Raw genomic sequence first — 16,107 nt, forward strand, 5'->3', positions numbered from 1 at the left:
CCGTAAAACTGACCCAAAGCTAAACTTGGTCAGATCGGCAAATAAATTGTGAAATTGGTGTGGCCAGGCCAGCTCTCAACATCGATTTTTCCGTTGTGCTGGTCGATCAAATTCTGTGAAATAGACAGTCCGAGTCCGGTACCGCCTTCTCGGCCACTGACCATTGGATAAAACAGCGTATCTTGTAATTCAGGTTGAATGCCCGGTCCGTTATCGGTGATCTCAATACGCGCGGCTAATTTACAGCGCTTACCATGAATATTCGCTTGGTGCACTGTTCTGGTGCGAATGGTGATCTTACCGTGCTCTTGAGACGCCAGAATTTGTGCTGCGTTGCTGACGATGTTCAGCATTGCTTGCTCTATTTGGTCTGCATCCATCAAAATCTCAGGCAGGCTTGGGTCATAATCTCGCTCGATAGTGATAGAGTTTTGCGACTCCAGTTCGACCAATTGGCGGACTTTTTCCAGAACCTGATGGAGATTTTCTTGTGTCTTTTTACCTGGCTTTTGAGGGCCAAGCAGGCGATCGACTAAGGCCCTCAATCGATCGGCTTGTTCGATAATAATATGGGTGTATTCCGTTAAGGATGGATCTGGCAACATCTTTTCCAGTAGCTGTGCTGCCCCCCGCAACCCACCTAATGGATTTTTAATTTCATGCGCCAGACCACGCACAAGAAGCTTGGCTGCTTGTTGTTGCGCGTGTTGGTTGAGCTCCTGCGTGAGTCGGCGTTGCTGGTCAATCTTTCGCATTTCGACCAAAAGCATGAGCTGCTTTTCCCAGGTTATCGGGCTCACCGTCACTTCCAGCATCAAAGGCTTTCCGTCGACAATGAAAGTGACATCGCTGTCGGTGATACTTTGGCCACTCTGCAGAGGCTGAGTGAGCAGTGCCAAATCCATCGAGGCATGTTGGATAAGCTGAGACAACGACTGCTCGATGATGCGTTTAGCACTTTGTGAAAACAACAGCTCCGCTGCTGGGTTGGCATAACGGATCGCCAACCCATCATCGAGAATCAGCGTTGCTGTAACCATATTGTTGAGAATGGCACTTGGAAGATTGGTATCCACATTATGTCCTTGTTTGCGTTAAGATCGTGCGACGCACAATAATGGTGCAATAGAACATTGAGTATGGCCAATAAAACTAAGAAGAAAAAGTGAAAAGCTTCATTGTGATGCTAAATTTTCACCAAAAATTCTACTTTGCCCCGTTTACGGTCGGCTTGATACTCGCTCTGTGTAAATGCACCGTTATAGGGCTAGATGATGCAATAAGCTTGCCGCTTCGCTTAGCATGAACTGAAAGAGTGTGAGTCCCTCGGTCAATATCACTTAACTGCCAATTTAGGTGCGTTTGGGGTGCCCCATAAGGGTTACCGTCGAGCAGAAGTTGTAGCTGTTCACCAATACCGAGCTTACGGTTTGCTTCAAGTTGAATATCAATTAGCCCACGATTGCTGCGTAATGTTGCATCATGTGTCGGGCTAAGCATGGTGAGCTGTAAAGGTTGGGGTTTTTCAGGTTGAGCCTGAGGCGCGTCCTGTGATTCGTCTGGCGTTTTATTCACTTGTGGTGCAAGCGATTCGGTACTTTCGACTTCAGGAGCTGGAGGTGAGGCTTCCAAGTTAGGTAGAGCGATGGCCTTTGCACCCTGACGAGGCGTGTCACTGAAGTGAATCACGCCATCTTTATCAACCCAGGTATAAGCAACTTGTGCAATTACGGGGGTATTCCATGCACTGCTGAGAGCGCATAGGAGTGTAATAAGCTGAACTTTCATGGCTCACCTTCTTTTGACTGATATTTTCACGTTTAGGTTACGGAGTCCCTTGTTTCACATAATAAGAGTCTCTGCGTATTGTAATTATTTCCTCATGTTAAACGGCGATTCTTGACTGACGAATACAAAAAAGGCCCACCTGCGAGGCGAGCCTAATATTTTGCTACTGTGTTTACATGTTACACAGCCTGAACCTGAACCTTATACAGAGTAGTAAAGTTCGAATTCAAGTGGGTGAGTCGCCATGTTGATGCGCTCAACGTCTTTTGACTTAAGTGCGATGTAAGAATCGATAAAGTCATCAGAGAATACGCCGCCAGCTGTTAGGAACTCACGATCTTCGTTTAGTGCATTAAGCGCTACTTCTAGAGACTCAGCAACTTTTGGAATCTCAGCTGCTTCTTCTGCTGGAAGATCGTAAAGGTCTTTATCCATCGCTTCGCCTGGGTGGATCTTGTTCTTGATACCGTCAAGACCAGCCATTAGTAGAGAAGCAAACGCTAGGTATGGGTTCGCTGCTGGATCTGGGAAGCGAGCTTCGATACGACGTGCTTTCGGGCTTGGTACCACTGGGATACGGATAGAAGCAGAACGGTTACGTGCAGAGTAAGCAAGCATAACTGGTGCTTCGAAGCCTGGTACAAGACGCTTGTACGAGTTTGTTGATGGGTTAGCAAACGCGTTGATTGCGCGAGCGTGCTTGATGATACCGCCGATGTAGTAAAGTGCAGTTTCTGATAGGCCGCCGTACTTGTCACCAGCGAATAGGTTTACACCGTCTTTCGCTAGAGATTGGTGAACGTGCATACCAGAACCGTTGTCGCCAACTAGTGGTTTAGGCATGAATGTCGCTGTTTTGCCAAATGCGTGAGCAACGTTGTGAACAACGTACTTGTAGATTTGGATTTCGTCAGCTTTAGTTGTTAGCGTGTTGAAACGAGTCGCGATTTCGTTCTGACCAGCAGTTGCAACTTCGTGGTGGTGCGCTTCAACAACTAGACCCATTTCTTCCATGATTAGACACATTGCAGAACGGATGTCCTGAGATGAGTCAACTGGAGCTACTGGGAAGTAACCGCCTTTAACGCCAGGACGGTGACCTTTGTTACCGCCTTCGATTTCAGAACCTGTGTTCCACGCTGCTTCTACGTCGTCGATCTTGAAGAAAGAGCCTGACATGTCGTTAGAGTATTTAACGTCGTCAAATAGGAAGAACTCTGGCTCTGGACCAACAAGAACTGTGTCTGCGATACCAGTTGCACGCATGTAATCTTCAGCGCGTTTTGCGATAGAGCGTGGGTCACGGTCGTAACCTTGCATAGTTGCAGGCTCTAGGATGTCACAACGAATGTTTAGCGTTGCATCTTCAGTAAATGGGTCAAGAACTGCAGAGGCAGCGTCTGGCATCATTACCATGTCTGACTCGTTGATACCTTTCCAGCCAGCAACTGATGAACCATCGAACATTTTACCTTCTTCGAAGAAGTCTGCGTCGATTTGGTGAGCAGGAATCGAAATGTGCTGCTCTTTACCTTTTGTATCTGTGAAGCGTAGGTCAACAAACTTAACTTCGTTTTCTTGGATCAGCGATAGAACGTTTTCTACTGACATCTTGGATAACCTCCAGTGTTAAATAAGCGGTAAAAGCTCGATTTAGGAACTATTCTTTAAATGTGAAATTCGGCATTGATTAATCAAACTAAACTTTCATTAACCGATGCTGTTTTTTCTAAAGCTAGAACCGTGCCAAAAAAAATATTCCATTAATTTCAATGGATTGTGTTTTCGGATACTAGTTTGGTGCAAATCATTGCACCATAATGATCCTTATCTGCACCTTGGTGGTGCAATTTATTTTTATTGCACCACGATGTGACAGCCACATCGCTTATTCAGCCCATTTTTTAAGCAATAGTCAATTTGTATTGAACGTTGAAGTAAAGAAAGTTCACTTCACGGCATCGCTTAGAAGACGAAAGCGTGCATTAAGCGTATAAATCGCAGAAATGCTCGGGAGTAGATCACATATTTCTAGGCTTTTTGCTAAAATCTGGTACATTATGGCCGTTTTTTTAATCAGCAAATGTCGCCAGAGAGCACCCGTTCTTAGCGTGGTGGCATTTCATCTATCTAAGTGAATCAATATCCATGGCTACTCCACAGATTGATAAATTAAGAAATATCGCGATTATCGCGCACGTTGACCACGGTAAAACAACGCTGGTTGACAAGCTGCTACAACAATCAGGCACGCTTGAGTCTCGCGGTGAAGCTGAAGAGCGAGTCATGGACTCGAACGACATCGAGAAAGAGCGCGGTATTACCATTCTTGCTAAAAACACAGCAATTAACTGGAACGATTACCGTATCAACATCGTAGATACTCCGGGACACGCGGACTTCGGTGGTGAAGTAGAACGTATCATGTCGATGGTAGACTCTGTACTACTTATCGTTGACGCAGTTGACGGTCCAATGCCGCAAACTCGTTTCGTAACGCAAAAAGCGTTTGCTCATGGTCTTAAGCCAATCGTTGTAATCAACAAGATCGACCGTCCTGGTGCGCGTCCTGACTGGGTTATGGACCAAGTGTTCGACCTATTCGACAACCTAGGCGCAACTGATGACCAGCTAGACTTTAAAGTGGTTTACGCATCAGCACTTAACGGTTGGGCTTCTCTAGAAGAAGGCGAAACTGGCGAGAACATGGAACCACTATTCCAAACTATCGTTGATGTTGTAGACGCGCCAAATGTTGACCTAGACGGTCCACTACAGATGCAAGTTTCTCAGCTAGACTACAGCTCTTACGTTGGTGTTATCGGTGTTGCTCGTGTAACTCGTGGTAGCGTTAAGCCAAACCAACAAGTAACAGTTATCGGTGCAGACGGTAAAACTCGCAACGGTAAAGTTGGCACTGTAATGGGCTACCTTGGCCTAGAGCGTCACGACATTGAGCAAGCTAACGCGGGTGATATCATCGCAATCACTGGTCTTGGCGAGCTAAAAATCTCTGACACTATCTGTGCGCAAAACGCGGTAGAAGCGCTACCTGCACTTTCTGTTGATGAACCAACAGTAACGATGACGTTCCAGGTAAACACGTCTCCATTCGCGGGTAAAGAAGGTAAGTTCGTAACTTCACGTAACATCCTTGAGCGTCTAGAGAAGGAACTGGTACACAACGTTGCACTACGCGTAGAGCAAACTGACGATCCAGATAAATTCCGCGTATCAGGCCGTGGTGAACTTCACCTGTCTATCCTGATCGAAAACATGCGTCGTGAAGGCTTTGAGCTAGCGGTATCTCGTCCAGAAGTAATCATCAAAGAAGAAGATGGTCAGTTGATGGAACCGTTCGAAACGGTAACTATCGACGTAATGGAAGAGCACCAAGGCGGCATCATGGAGAACATCGGCCTACGTAAAGGTGAGCTGAAAGACATGTCTCCAGATGGTAAAGGCCGTGTACGTATGGACTTCGTTATGCCATCTCGTGGTCTGATCGGTTTCCAAACTGAGTTCATGACGCTGACTTCAGGTTCTGGTCTTCTTTACCATACGTTTGATCACTACGGCCCTCACAAAGGCGGTAACATCGGTCAACGTGTGAACGGTGTACTAATCGCGAACGCGATGGGTAAAGCGCTAACAAACGCACTGTTTAACCTTCAAGAGCGTGGTCGCCTATTCATCGGTCACGGTGTAGAAGTTTACGAAGGCATGGTTATCGGTATTCACAGCCGCGACAATGACCTTACAGTAAACGCACTGAAAGGTAAGCAGCTAACTAACGTTCGTGCTTCTGGTACTGATGACGCACAGGTTCTTACTCCGCCAATCAAGATGACTCTTGAGCAAGCACTAGAATTCATCGATGATGACGAACTAGTAGAAGTAACGCCTGAAAGCATCCGTATCCGTAAGAAGTTCCTAACGGAAAGCGATCGTAAGCGTGCTTCACGTTCAGCGAAATAATCTGCTGTAACGTTTTAAGTTAATAAGAAGCCCCGAGTTATGCTCGGGGCTTTTTGTATTCAGGGAAAGGAAAGACTTTGATGAAACCGATTGTGATTACGGGTGGTCCAGGCGCTGGCAAAACGACGTTATTGAACGCTTTGGGTGAGCAGGGCTTTGCGACTTTCGCCGAAAGCTCTCGCACCATAATAGAGCAACAAAGCCAGTTGGAAGGCGGTATCTTACCTTGGAACAACTTACCTGAGTTTGCCAGGTTGTGCCTTGAGCTCATGAGCGAGCAGAAACAGCAGGCACAGAGTCACGAAGTGGCATTTGTTGATCGCGCGATTCCAGACATCATTGCTTACCTGCGAGTTGGCGATTGTGATGTAGACTTAGACTTTGTGACAGAAAGTGCTGGGTACTATAGTCAGGTGCTGACTTGTAGACCTGAAGCCTCGATTTATGTGCAGGATGAAGTGCGTCCCCACAGTTTTGCAGAGGCACTGGCAATCCATCAAATCCTAGTTTCTACCTACGCTGAGCTTGGTTATCAGGTGATTGAAGTGCCATGGGGAACGGTAGAGGAGAGGGTAAGGTTTGTTCAAAGTGTGGCCGGTTTAGTCAGCCAGGAAGAAAGAGAACACCTCTCCACGTAGAGAGGTGTTACATTCGGGTAGGTTATTTTTGGTTTAGCTTGTGCAGGAACTTGTCTGATTCTGCTATCGCTGCATTCATCTGTTTGATGGCATATTGAATGTCTTGCTCTAGGTTCGAGAACTCACCTCGTAGAGAGCCAATTGCGCTCGCATTTAAGTTATGTTTTAAATACAAGGTGTTGTCGCGTAATGTATTAAGAACTGGCGTCATCTTTTGTTCAGCTCGCTTCATCGCGCTGAGCATGGTTTTGTAAGACGCTTTGGTATCACGCAATTTCTGTTCACTTGAACGACGCAGTTTTGCGCTGGTGTACAGGTCGAGTTCGTCCTGCCATTCATCAAAGAGTGCATCTGATACATCTTCGATAGCAGCGATACGATCGCGGACATCTTGCGCTGCTTTCTCACTGTCTTCATATTTGTCGTTTATGTTGTTGTAAACGTCTTCCAGCTCACCACCATCAAAGTTGGTCAAAGCGGATAGAGCCTCAAGCGCACTGGTGAACTCTTCTTGAGCGTCTTGTTGAGATTCTTTGGCGTCTTCAACACGATCGACCATGATGTCGCGTTTATGGTATCCCACTTGTTCCATTGCTGAATAATATGCAGACTGACACCCTGTTAAAGTAAAAATTGATAGTACAATTGCTAATAAATAAGGCATTTTTTATGTCCCAGATGCTAATTATGAGATGAACTATGAACCAGTTATCAGAGAGTTACAAGGCGAGATTGAGCAATCTATTGCCAAGTTGCATCGCTTTCTTTAAGTATCTTCTTAAGCGTTTGACGCACGACCGCATGAATGTGAACGCCGGCTACCTTGCCTATATCACCCTGTTGTCCATCGTGCCGATGCTCACAGTATTGCTATCAATCTTATCGAAATTTCCGGTGTTTGCGAATGTTGGTGAGGTGTTGCAAGGGTATCTCATCGAGAATTTTGTGCCCGCGTCTGGAGAGGCGGTAAATACGGCTCTGCAAGAGTTTGTGTCCAATACCGGAAAAATGAGTGCGGTTGGCGGTGGATTTTTATTTGTCGCGGCACTGATGCTGATCTCTAATATTGATAAGAATCTTAACTACATATGGCGAGTAAAAGATAAACGTCGCTTCGTCTTTTCCTTCTCAATGTATTGGATGGTATTAACGCTCGGGCCAATTATGGTCGGCGCTAGTATTGCCGCCACGTCTTATGTGACATCACTTCAGATCCTGGAGCACGAAACCTTATCGGGCGCGTTTAACCTGTTTTTGCGTTGGTTGCCTTTGTTATTGTCTTTCTTTGCTTTTTTAGGCCTTTACATTTTAGTGCCGAATAAAAAAGTATACCTGAGCCATGGGGCTGTGGGGGCCGCTCTGGCTGCGGTATTATTTGAATTGAGTAAAAAAGGCTTCGCTTTGTATATTACTCAGTTCCCGTCGTACCAGCTTATCTATGGCGCTCTGGCCGCGATTCCTATCTTGTTTGTTTGGGTGTACTTGTGCTGGATGATTGTGCTGTTAGGTGCGGAAGTGACGGCTGCGATGGGTGAGCGAGAGCACTGGAGTGAAGACCTAGACATGATACACTCGGTCGCAGAATCTCAGTTAGCAAATAAAGGAAACGAGCGTAGTGATAGCTCTAATTCAACGGGTCAGTGAAGCTGCCGTCCGTGTGGATGGTGAAGTAGTTGGTGAAATCGATCAGGGTCTTCTTGTTCTGCTTGGCGTAGAGAAGGACGACGATGAAGCTAAAGCCAAGCGTTTGATGGAGCGTGTGACCACTTACCGTGTGTTTGAAGATGAGGACGGTAAAATGAACCTCAACGTCAAACAGGTGGAAGGCAAGGTATTAGTCGTTTCTCAGTTCACTCTGCCAGCCGATACTAAAAAAGGGACTCGCGCCGGCTTTTCGCGCGGTGCTCACCCTGCCGATGCAGAACGTCTGTATGATTACTTTTCTGACTTATGCGAACAGGTGCTACCTACCCAGCGTGGCCGTTTCGCTGCCGATATGAAAGTGTCATTAATTAATGATGGCCCAGTGACTTTCTGGTTACAGGTCTAATCTGGTAACGCAATCTTCATAGGCTAAGCTTTAACTCCAAGTGCAGGGAAATAGCTTAGCCTTGTTTCTTTGACATTTATTTGTTTTGTACTTTCAAAGGATTGATATGTTCAAACTCATTACTCCAAAAACCGAAAACCAGCTTAACAAGTATTATCAGTTCCGCTGGCAGATGTTACGTGAGCCGTGGCGAATGCCGATCGGGTCGGAACGTGATGAATACGATGGTATGAGTCACCACCGGATGATTGTGGATGGTCGTGGCCGCCCGATGGCGATAGGACGTCTTTACATTACGCCAGACAATGACGGTCAGATTCGTTACATGGCGGTAAAAAGTAATCGTCGTGGCAAAGGCATGGGTTCATTAGTGTTGGTTGCACTGGAGTCACTTGCGCGCCAGGAAGGTGCGAAACGTTTGGTATGTAATGCCCGTGAAGACGCGATTGCGTTCTATGAGAAAAGTGGTTTTGAGCGCCGTGGTGAGCTGACTGATGAGCGTGGCCCGGTCCGTCACCAACAAATGGTTAAGCCCTTAGACCCGATGGCTAATGTTCTTCGCCGCCCTGAGTGGTGTACGGAGCTCCAGAAGCGATGGGAAGAGCAAATCCCGATCAGTGACAAAATGGGGATTAAGATTAATCAATACACGGGGTATCAATTTGAATGCTGCGCCCAGCTTAACCCTAACCTGAACCCTCACAATACCATGTTTGCTGGCTCTGCTTTTACCTTGGCGACATTGACTGGGTGGGGAATGACCTGGTTACTACTTAAAGAGCGTGGCCTGCACGGTGATATTGTTCTCGCGGACAGTTCCATTCGTTATCGCCAGCCCGTTGAGCAAAACCCTGTTGCCAGCACATCACTTGATGGCATCAGCGGTGACTTGGATCGGCTGAAATCGGGCCGTAAAGCGCGAATCGTGATTCATGTGGTGATTTATAGTGGTGACACGCCAGCTGTCGATTTTGTCGGGACTTACATGCTAATCCCTAATTATTCGCAATTACTCAGCTGTTAGCGCTTCGTTGGCAGCAGCATTTATTGTTGGTTCATCTTCTTCCACTATCTCTTCAATCAACTCTTCTTCCTGCAGCTCTATATTGATTTCCGCGATAGGAGCTGTAGGTTGCGCTTTTTCTTCTGTTAACTCTGGTTGCTGAGTCTCTTTTGTTGACTCCTGTCCTGCGCTTTCAGCGGGCTTGATACAGTCATTTTTCGTCGGCTCATGGCTGAAAATATCGCCGCTAATGACGCCACACTGCTCTTCTAGCTGATACTCAAGCCCACTTAATGGGTTGTTGGCCAGATCAAACGCACCAGTGATTTTGCCTTTAATCGCGCTTCCAGAAATGGTGATGGGTTGGATTGAAACCTCACCACGTCGCGCTTGCAGACGGACAGGAGAGAATGTGATCGACTTCAGTGACTGGTCTGCTTGAGATAGCAACATGGTGTCACGGAAGTTGGCTTCGATATCGCCGGTTAAGCTGTACGCCAGCATATTGCGATCGCCAGCCAGGCCTTGGAGATCAAGATTCAGATCGGACAAGCCTTCTACGGTTAATACTTTAGGTAAGTATGAGTGAAAGAGGCGCAGAGGAATGCCATCTGCATTGATGTTCAGCGTCCATGGTTGGCTGGTGGTGCTGACATCAATCTGCCCGTAACCTTCGATATAGCCTTGCTCTAATGGCGCAAATAGACGAGTCAATTGCCAAAGACCATTGTCACTTTGAGTTGAAAGTGCGGCGTGAGAGGCAATCACCTGATCATAGCTGGCGTTGACGACGCTAACATCCAGATTACCATTCCACACTGCCCAGTGATTTCCTAGGCGTTTGAGGGCAAGTTGACGACCCTCCAAATTCAGGCCTGAAACCTGCCAATAGGGCTGTTGTGATATTTGTATGATTTGGCTGTGCTCAATGTCGAGCTGATTTATCGTCACTTCGTTTAGTGCTTTTGTCGCCGCTTGCCACCAGTCTGAACTTTCGTCAGGCTTCATTGCCCATTTCAAGCCATAAATTGAGGCATTGTCTATTTGCCATTGGGTTGGTTGGAACTGTCCTGAAATTTGAACACGGCCTTGTTGCCAGTCCAGGTAGAGTTCTTTCAGTTCAATCTGACTAGGCGTCATTACCGCGCTTAAACGTGGTTCTATTGCAGTTTGTTCCTGAAAGCTAACGCTGTCTGCTTGCAAAGAGATCTGAGCTTGTGTCTGCCAAAGTGATAGCGGAAGTGAAGCATCCTCGAGCGAAAGTTCCAGGTTTTGCCAATGCCAGTCTCCCCATTCAATGTCAGCGTTTAACAGGTCGAGACTATTAATGTGGTTTATTTTGAAAGGTATAGCATTCCATGGCTTAGCGAGCAGCGATTGCAGCTGGGCATTGTTCATTTTCAGCTTATCGACGGTGACATTGACTAAAGACCAGCCTTGAGGGTATTGCTCGCCCTGACCCGAGATCAGACTGTCTCTCCATTTAAACGACGTACCATAGAGAGTGCTGTTTTCTGGTCGATAATCCATATCAAGCAACACATTATCGAAAGCTTCGCCATTCCAGTAGATTTGCGCAGCAGACAATAGAATCTCGCCATAAGGCAGCACGTACGAGTTGTTCTGCCAGATTGGTGATTGGATTTGAACATTCAGCCCATTGATCACTAACTGTTTGTTCGCGTAATCGAGATTTTTAATCGCAACTTGGTGGAACTGGACAGATTCTAGATTGGCGAAATCCGGCAGTCCTTGTTTTAAGCTCACACCGTTGATAAGTAAGCTATCGACAATCCACTTACCATCGCGGCGCACATCTGGGTTTAGCCATACATCGACTTGCTCAATGCTGGATATATCTTCGCTATTCGTTCGAATGCCTTGCGCGGTGAGGTGATAAGGAAAGTCGTAGTACACCTTTTCTGCCTGAATAGGCAAATTCAGGTGCTCTGAAATAAAGGCCCAGGTTTGGTTAGCGTAGGAAGTGGTAAGCAGCGCAATAACGGTTGCAGGGATAGCAATCAGTAATACAAGTAACAGAATTAGAATTCGAAGCGCTGTTTTCATCCTTGCCAGAACCTACGTAAAGTATGGAAGTCTGCTTTAGCTTGTATCAATCTTGGGTGGGATTCAATAAAAAGCCCCTCAAAAGAGGGGCTTGTAGAATATTTTGGTAACCAAGTCACTCTCGACCAGGTTTTCGCACAACATTAGTCAAGCTGCGGACCAGCAGCAACCAGAGATTTACCTTCTGCGTTGTCTGTGTATTTATCAAAGTTATTGATAAAGCGTTCTGCTAGATCTTTCGCTTTGCTTTCCCATTGCAGTGGATCAACGTAAGTATCACGTGGATCAAGAATGCTTGGATCAACACCTGGTAGTGAAGTAGGAACTTCAAGGTTGAAGATTGGGATATGCTTAGTTGGTGCATCTTCAATTGAGCCATCTAGGATCGCATCAATGATGCCGCGTGTATCCTGAATTGAGATACGTTTACCGCTACCATTCCAGCCAGTGTTAACCAGGTAAGCTTCTGCACCTGCTGCTTCCATACGTTTAACCAGTACTTCTGCGTACTTAGTTGGGTGAAGCGTTAGGAACGCAGCGCCAAAACACGCAGAGAAAGTTGGCGTCGGCTCAGTGATACCGCGCTCTGTGCCGGCTAGTTTTGCAGTAAAGCCAGACAGGAAGTGGTACTTGGTTTGCTCTGGTGTCAGCTTCGATACTGGAGGAAGCACACCAAACGCGTCAGCAGACAGGAAGATCACTTTATTTGCATGACCGCCTTTCGATACTGGCTTAACGATGTTTTCAATGTGGTAAAGCGGGTAAGAAACACGAGTGTTCTCAGTCTTAGAACCATCATCAAAGTCGATAGAACCATCGTTACGTACCGTTACGTTTTCTAGCAGTGCGTCGCGGCGGATAGCGTTGTAGATATCAGGCTCGGCTTCTTTCGATAGTTTGATGGTCTTCGCGTAACAACCACCTTCGAAGTTAAATACGCCGTCGTCATCCCAGCCGTGCTCATCATCACCAATTAGCGCACGTTTAGGGTCTGTTGAAAGTGTTGTTTTACCTGTACCAGATAGGCCGAAGAAGACTGCGACATCGCCATCTTCGCCCATGTTCGCACTACAGTGCATCGATGCGATGTCTTTCAGAGGAAGGAAGTAGTTCATCATTGCGAACATGCCTTTCTTCATCTCACCACCGTACCATGTACCGCCGATAAGCTGAGTACGTTCAGTCAAGTTGAATACAGTGAAGTTTTCAGAGTTCAGGCCTTGCTCTTCCCATTTCGGGTTAGTGCATTTCGCGCCGTTCATAACAACGAAGTCTGGTTCAAATGTTGCCAGTTCTTCTTCTGTTGGGCGGATGAACATGTTTTTCACGAAGTGTGCTTGCCATGCAACTTCGGTGATAACACGAATGCTCAAGCGTGTATCAGGGTTTGCACCACAGTAACCGTCAATCACAAACAGGCGTTTGCCAGAAAGTTGGTTTGTCACTAATTCTTTTAGCTCATTCCAAACTTCTTGGTTGATTGGCTTGTTGTCATTTTTGACTGCGTCAGAAGTCCACCACATGTTTTCTTCTGTCGTCGCATCTTTAACGATGTATTTATCTTTTGGTGAGCGACCAGTAAAGATGCCTGTGTCAACAGCAACCGCACCCAATTCAGTAACCACACCGCGTTCATAACCGGTCAGTTCTTCACGCGTTTCTTCTTCAAACAGCACTTCGTAGCTTGGGTTGCGCAGAACCTCTTTTACGTTGTGCAGTCCATGTCTGGTTAGATCAAGTGTTGCAGCCTTTGTATGTTCCATAACGGTCATAGGTGCTCCTTATAAGGATTTTGTAGGGATTTTGTAAGAATGTTTTAATTTTTATCTGCTCACCATGCTAGCAACGGGACTGGGAGAAAACAGGGATGTAGTTCAAAATTTATCCATGATTTTGCTGGGGTTTTAGGTGACCCGTCACATATTGGTTGGAATAGTTTATCGTGGGCGCAATCCTTTACGCTAGGGCAAAACGATTATTAATTACTTAAAATTAAGCGGTTATTTTATTACGGTAAAAGCTAGGGATTACGGGGCTTAGGTCACAAAAAGGCCAGCATTGAGCTGGCCTTTTGAAGGGGGAATTACGTGCTTGGTAAGCTATGAAAATTAATGCAGCGTTTTTTTGTCCGTTGAAGCTTGTTCGTAGAGCGCAGTAACCTCAGCTTCATCGAAGCTATAAGTTGTGCCACAGTAATCACAATGTAACGAAACTGATCCAACCTCGGCTAAAATGTCATAAATTTCCGCCTTCTCAACAGTGACGATCGCTGCACCACTGCGTTCACGAGAACAGCCGCACTGGAATGAAACTGGTTGAGGTTCGTAAAGACGCACTTTGTCCTGGTTGTAAAGACGGTAAAGTAGTTCATTGGCTTCTAAACCGAACAGCTCTTCCTCTTTTACTGTGTCAGTCAGTTGCTCCAGATGTTCAAAATCATCAGGAGAACCAGTACCATCCGGCATTACCTGAATCAGCATACCTGCTGCATGCGGTTGACCTTCGAATTCACCAGTACGGATCCAAAGACGCGTTTTTAGCTGCTCAGAGTTAGCGAAGTAGCCTTCCAGAACTTCTGCCAGATTGTCACCTTCTAAGCCAACAACACCTTGGTAGCGCTCGCCTACTTTAGGTTCGATGGTGATCACCATATGACCTTTACCCATCATATCGTGAAGGCTCGCGTCATCGGCAATATCGCCTTCCCAGCGCGCAACACCACGAATTCTTTGTTTGTGGTCACCATTGATCACAGCAAGAGAAACCGGGCCGTCGCCTTGAATCTGAATAGTGATTGAGCCTTCGAACTTAAGCGTCGCGGTTAAAAGTGTGGTTGATACGAGTAGCTCGCCTAACAGTTTTTGTACTGCCGCCGGATATTCCTTGCTGGAGATAATACGCTGGTACGCTTCGTCCAATTGTACCAACTCGCCACGAACTGAAAGGTCTTCAAATAGGTAGCGGTTTAAAACATTATTTGCCATGGAGTGATTTCCTCGTTGGTATTCCGGCTTTTTACTGGTGTTTGAACTTAATGATGTCTCGGCGCTGCTTCTTATCTGGGCGGCGTTCCGGACTTGGGTTGTGGGCATTAAGTTTACGTTGTGTCGCGTGTTCCTCACGTTTCGCTATACTTTCATTAGTTTCGCGATACAGAGTCTGTGCGATTGGTGCGCCCTTACGCTGATCGGAGATTATCTCAATGATCACCGTTTTCTCTTCATTGCCTTGACGAAGTTTAATTTCGGCGCCCACTTCAACGATTTTACTCGGTTTGCTTCGTTGGCCATTATAGTGGACTTTACCGCCATCGACCATGTTACGAGCGATGGAGCGGGTTTTATAAAATCTGGCGGCCCAAAGCCATTTATCTAGCCTAACGGCTTCATTAACGGAACTCATAGAACACTACGCTATCTAACCACTGCCATTAACCGCAGTGAGTGATGGATTATTCACCTACAGATGGAGCCAAGGTCTAATTTTTTCAAGGGAGTTGGCAAAAACTGAAGAAGAAAAAGGTATGCCATATCTGTTGTGATATAGTTCACTGCTATTTGTTTATTAGTAATTTTACTGTCATTTTAGAAAGATAGAGTCGATGTTTTTTTAATAGCCAGTTCGACCTACATCGAAAGAAAGGAATCAATTTAGTGAAGCGAATAGAGCTGAGTGCTGGATTATCTGGTAGCCCGCTACTGGCTCAGATGAAATCCAATAACTACGCGATTCAAACCAAGCTTAGTTTGCTGTTTACTTGTTTATTTATCGCGCTAGCCGGGTGGCTGCTCGGAAAGATAGTGTGGTTAGCGATCCCACAAACGGCTGATATCAGCCCATGGCGGCCTTCAGCAGGTAACGTTAATGCTGGCAATAACAAAGACGCGATTGATTTCAATGCCCTTCAAAATGCTCACTTATTCGGTCAATACTCTGAACAAAAACCTGTCATCATCGAACAACCAGTTGTCAAAGATGCACCTAAAACTCGTCTAAACTTAACTCTCGTGGGGGCAGTGGCCAGTAATCAGGTGCAAACCAGCTTAGCGGTGATTGCTAATAAAGGTAAACAGTCAACGTATGGTATCGGTGAAGAAATCGAAGGCACACGTGCGACACTGAAAGCCGTATTGGTGGATCGTGTGATCATCGAAAACCAAGGCCGTGACGAAACCCTGATGATGCAGGGGATTGAATACAACAAGTTATCTGAATCGCCTCAATTAAGACGTGCGCAGGCAGCACAACCAGAATCCGTAGCTGGTGACAAATTGGAGCAAATCCGAGAGGAAATTGCTCAAGATCCGAAAAGTGTTTTCAAATACATCAGCATTTCACCAGTTAAGAATGGTGATGACATTGTGGGTTACCGAGTTGCTCCGGGTCGGGACGCTGCATTATTTAATGATGTGGGCTTAGAGTCTGGTGATATTGCAGTACAACTTAATGGGATCGACTTGAGTGATCCTTCTTCTTCAGCTGAATTGATGCGAATCATGAACGATCCGCAAGAGCTGAATCTGACTGTTGAGCGTGAAGGCCAGCAGTACGAAATCTATATCCAATTGTAATACTTAGGCTAT

The 16,107-nt window shown here is 46.2% G+C and carries 14 protein-coding genes; 6 read left to right on the plus strand and 8 right to left on the minus strand.

Features of this window, described 5'->3' with window-relative positions; genetic code table 11:
- Window positions 1-29 precede the first annotated feature (29 nt).
- The 3 genes from glnL to glnA form a co-directional block, all read right to left on the minus strand.
- Window positions 30-1,076: a nitrogen regulation protein NR(II) gene (glnL, locus tag DBX26_RS00345; RefSeq protein WP_014230519.1), complete on the minus strand. Its 1,047-nt coding sequence runs from the start codon at window positions 1,074-1,076 to the stop codon at window positions 30-32.
- Between the two features lie 130 nt (window positions 1,077-1,206).
- On the minus strand, window positions 1,207-1,788 hold the full coding sequence (locus DBX26_RS00350; protein ID WP_118117399.1) for a DUF4124 domain-containing protein: 582 nt from the start codon (window positions 1,786-1,788) through the stop codon (window positions 1,207-1,209).
- A 201-nt stretch (window positions 1,789-1,989) separates the two neighbouring features.
- Window positions 1,990-3,399 (minus strand): glutamate--ammonia ligase, encoded by a 1,410-nt coding sequence (gene glnA, locus DBX26_RS00355; protein WP_014230521.1) that lies wholly within the window; start codon window positions 3,397-3,399, stop codon window positions 1,990-1,992.
- A gap of 537 nt (window positions 3,400-3,936) precedes the next feature.
- Between glnA and typA the strand changes: the two genes are divergently transcribed.
- Together typA and DBX26_RS00365 are read left to right on the plus strand one after the other, a co-directional pair.
- The gene (typA, locus tag DBX26_RS00360; RefSeq protein ID WP_020336294.1) at window positions 3,937-5,766 is read left to right on the plus strand and encodes a translational GTPase TypA; all 1,830 of its coding nucleotides are present in this window, start codon (window positions 3,937-3,939) and stop codon (window positions 5,764-5,766) included.
- A gap of 80 nt (window positions 5,767-5,846) precedes the next feature.
- Window positions 5,847-6,404: an AAA family ATPase gene (locus tag DBX26_RS00365; protein ID WP_118117401.1), complete on the plus strand. Its 558-nt coding sequence runs from the start codon at window positions 5,847-5,849 to the stop codon at window positions 6,402-6,404.
- Between the two features lie 22 nt (window positions 6,405-6,426).
- Here DBX26_RS00365 and DBX26_RS00370 read toward each other — a convergent pair whose 3' ends face one another.
- Window positions 6,427-7,068: a DUF2959 domain-containing protein gene (locus tag DBX26_RS00370; protein ID WP_118117402.1), complete on the minus strand. Its 642-nt coding sequence runs from the start codon at window positions 7,066-7,068 to the stop codon at window positions 6,427-6,429.
- A gap of 35 nt (window positions 7,069-7,103) precedes the next feature.
- On the opposite strand from DBX26_RS00370, the gene DBX26_RS00375 reads away from it, so the two are divergent.
- The 3 genes from DBX26_RS00375 (at window position 7,104) to DBX26_RS00385 (ending at window position 9,478) form a co-directional block, all read left to right on the plus strand.
- Complete coding sequence (locus DBX26_RS00375; RefSeq protein ID WP_118117404.1) at window positions 7,104-8,048, plus strand: virulence factor BrkB family protein; 945 nt, start codon at window positions 7,104-7,106, stop codon at window positions 8,046-8,048.
- The gene (gene dtd, locus DBX26_RS00380; RefSeq protein ID WP_014230526.1) at window positions 8,020-8,454 is read left to right on the plus strand and encodes a D-aminoacyl-tRNA deacylase; all 435 of its coding nucleotides are present in this window, start codon (window positions 8,020-8,022) and stop codon (window positions 8,452-8,454) included. The genes DBX26_RS00375 and dtd overlap by 29 nt, the downstream gene beginning before the upstream one ends.
- Window positions 8,455-8,560: 106 nt before the next feature.
- Window positions 8,561-9,478: a bifunctional GNAT family N-acetyltransferase/hotdog fold thioesterase gene (locus tag DBX26_RS00385; RefSeq protein ID WP_014230527.1), complete on the plus strand. Its 918-nt coding sequence runs from the start codon at window positions 8,561-8,563 to the stop codon at window positions 9,476-9,478.
- On the opposite strand, the gene DBX26_RS00390 is transcribed toward DBX26_RS00385, so the two are convergent.
- The 4 genes from DBX26_RS00390 to hslR form a co-directional block, all read right to left on the minus strand.
- Window positions 9,464-11,524, minus strand: coding sequence for an AsmA family protein (locus tag DBX26_RS00390; protein ID WP_118117406.1), 2,061 nt, complete (start codon window positions 11,522-11,524; stop codon window positions 9,464-9,466). The genes DBX26_RS00385 and DBX26_RS00390 overlap by 15 nt on opposite strands.
- A 143-nt stretch (window positions 11,525-11,667) precedes the next feature.
- A complete protein-coding gene (pckA, locus tag DBX26_RS00395; protein ID WP_014230529.1) occupies window positions 11,668-13,296 on the minus strand; it encodes a phosphoenolpyruvate carboxykinase (ATP) in 1,629 nt (542 codons plus the stop codon).
- Window positions 13,297-13,632: 336 nt separating this feature from the next.
- Window positions 13,633-14,508, minus strand: a complete 876-nt coding sequence (gene hslO, locus DBX26_RS00400; protein WP_014230530.1) for an Hsp33 family molecular chaperone HslO — start codon at window positions 14,506-14,508, stop codon at window positions 13,633-13,635.
- Between the two features lie 31 nt (window positions 14,509-14,539).
- Complete coding sequence (gene hslR / locus DBX26_RS00405; protein WP_014230531.1) at window positions 14,540-14,926, minus strand: ribosome-associated heat shock protein Hsp15; 387 nt, start codon at window positions 14,924-14,926, stop codon at window positions 14,540-14,542.
- A 251-nt stretch (window positions 14,927-15,177) separates the two neighbouring features.
- On the opposite strand from hslR, the gene gspC reads away from it, so the two are divergent.
- A complete protein-coding gene (gene gspC, locus DBX26_RS00410; RefSeq protein WP_118117408.1) occupies window positions 15,178-16,095 on the plus strand; it encodes a type II secretion system protein GspC in 918 nt (305 codons plus the stop codon).
- Window positions 16,096-16,107 lie beyond the last annotated feature (12 nt).

Origin of the sequence: Vibrio sp. dhg (assembly GCF_003443775.1) — a bacterium.
Taxonomy (GTDB): domain Bacteria; phylum Pseudomonadota; class Gammaproteobacteria; order Enterobacterales; family Vibrionaceae; genus Vibrio; species Vibrio natriegens.

Excerpts from the sequence above, each read along its gene's own strand:
- DBX26_RS00385 (WP_014230527.1), top strand. The coding sequence starts at position 8,561 with ATGTTCAAACTCATTACTCCAAAAACCGAAAACCAGCTTAACAAGTAT.
- DBX26_RS00350 (WP_118117399.1), bottom strand. The coding sequence starts at position 1,788 with ATGAAAGTTCAGCTTATTACACTCCTATGCGCTCTCAGCAGTGCATGG.
- DBX26_RS00390 (WP_118117406.1), bottom strand. The coding sequence starts at position 11,524 with ATGAAAACAGCGCTTCGAATTCTAATTCTGTTACTTGTATTACTGATT.
- pckA (WP_014230529.1), bottom strand. The coding sequence starts at position 13,296 with ATGACCGTTATGGAACATACAAAGGCTGCAACACTTGATCTAACCAGA.
- DBX26_RS00370 (WP_118117402.1), bottom strand. The coding sequence starts at position 7,068 with ATGCCTTATTTATTAGCAATTGTACTATCAATTTTTACTTTAACAGGG.
- DBX26_RS00365 (WP_118117401.1), top strand. The coding sequence starts at position 5,847 with ATGAAACCGATTGTGATTACGGGTGGTCCAGGCGCTGGCAAAACGACG.
- typA (WP_020336294.1), top strand. The coding sequence starts at position 3,937 with ATGGCTACTCCACAGATTGATAAATTAAGAAATATCGCGATTATCGCG.
- hslO (WP_014230530.1), bottom strand. The coding sequence starts at position 14,508 with ATGGCAAATAATGTTTTAAACCGCTACCTATTTGAAGACCTTTCAGTT.
- glnA (WP_014230521.1), bottom strand. The coding sequence starts at position 3,399 with ATGTCAGTAGAAAACGTTCTATCGCTGATCCAAGAAAACGAAGTTAAG.
- DBX26_RS00375 (WP_118117404.1), top strand. The coding sequence starts at position 7,104 with ATGAACCAGTTATCAGAGAGTTACAAGGCGAGATTGAGCAATCTATTG.
- hslR (WP_014230531.1), bottom strand. The coding sequence starts at position 14,926 with ATGAGTTCCGTTAATGAAGCCGTTAGGCTAGATAAATGGCTTTGGGCC.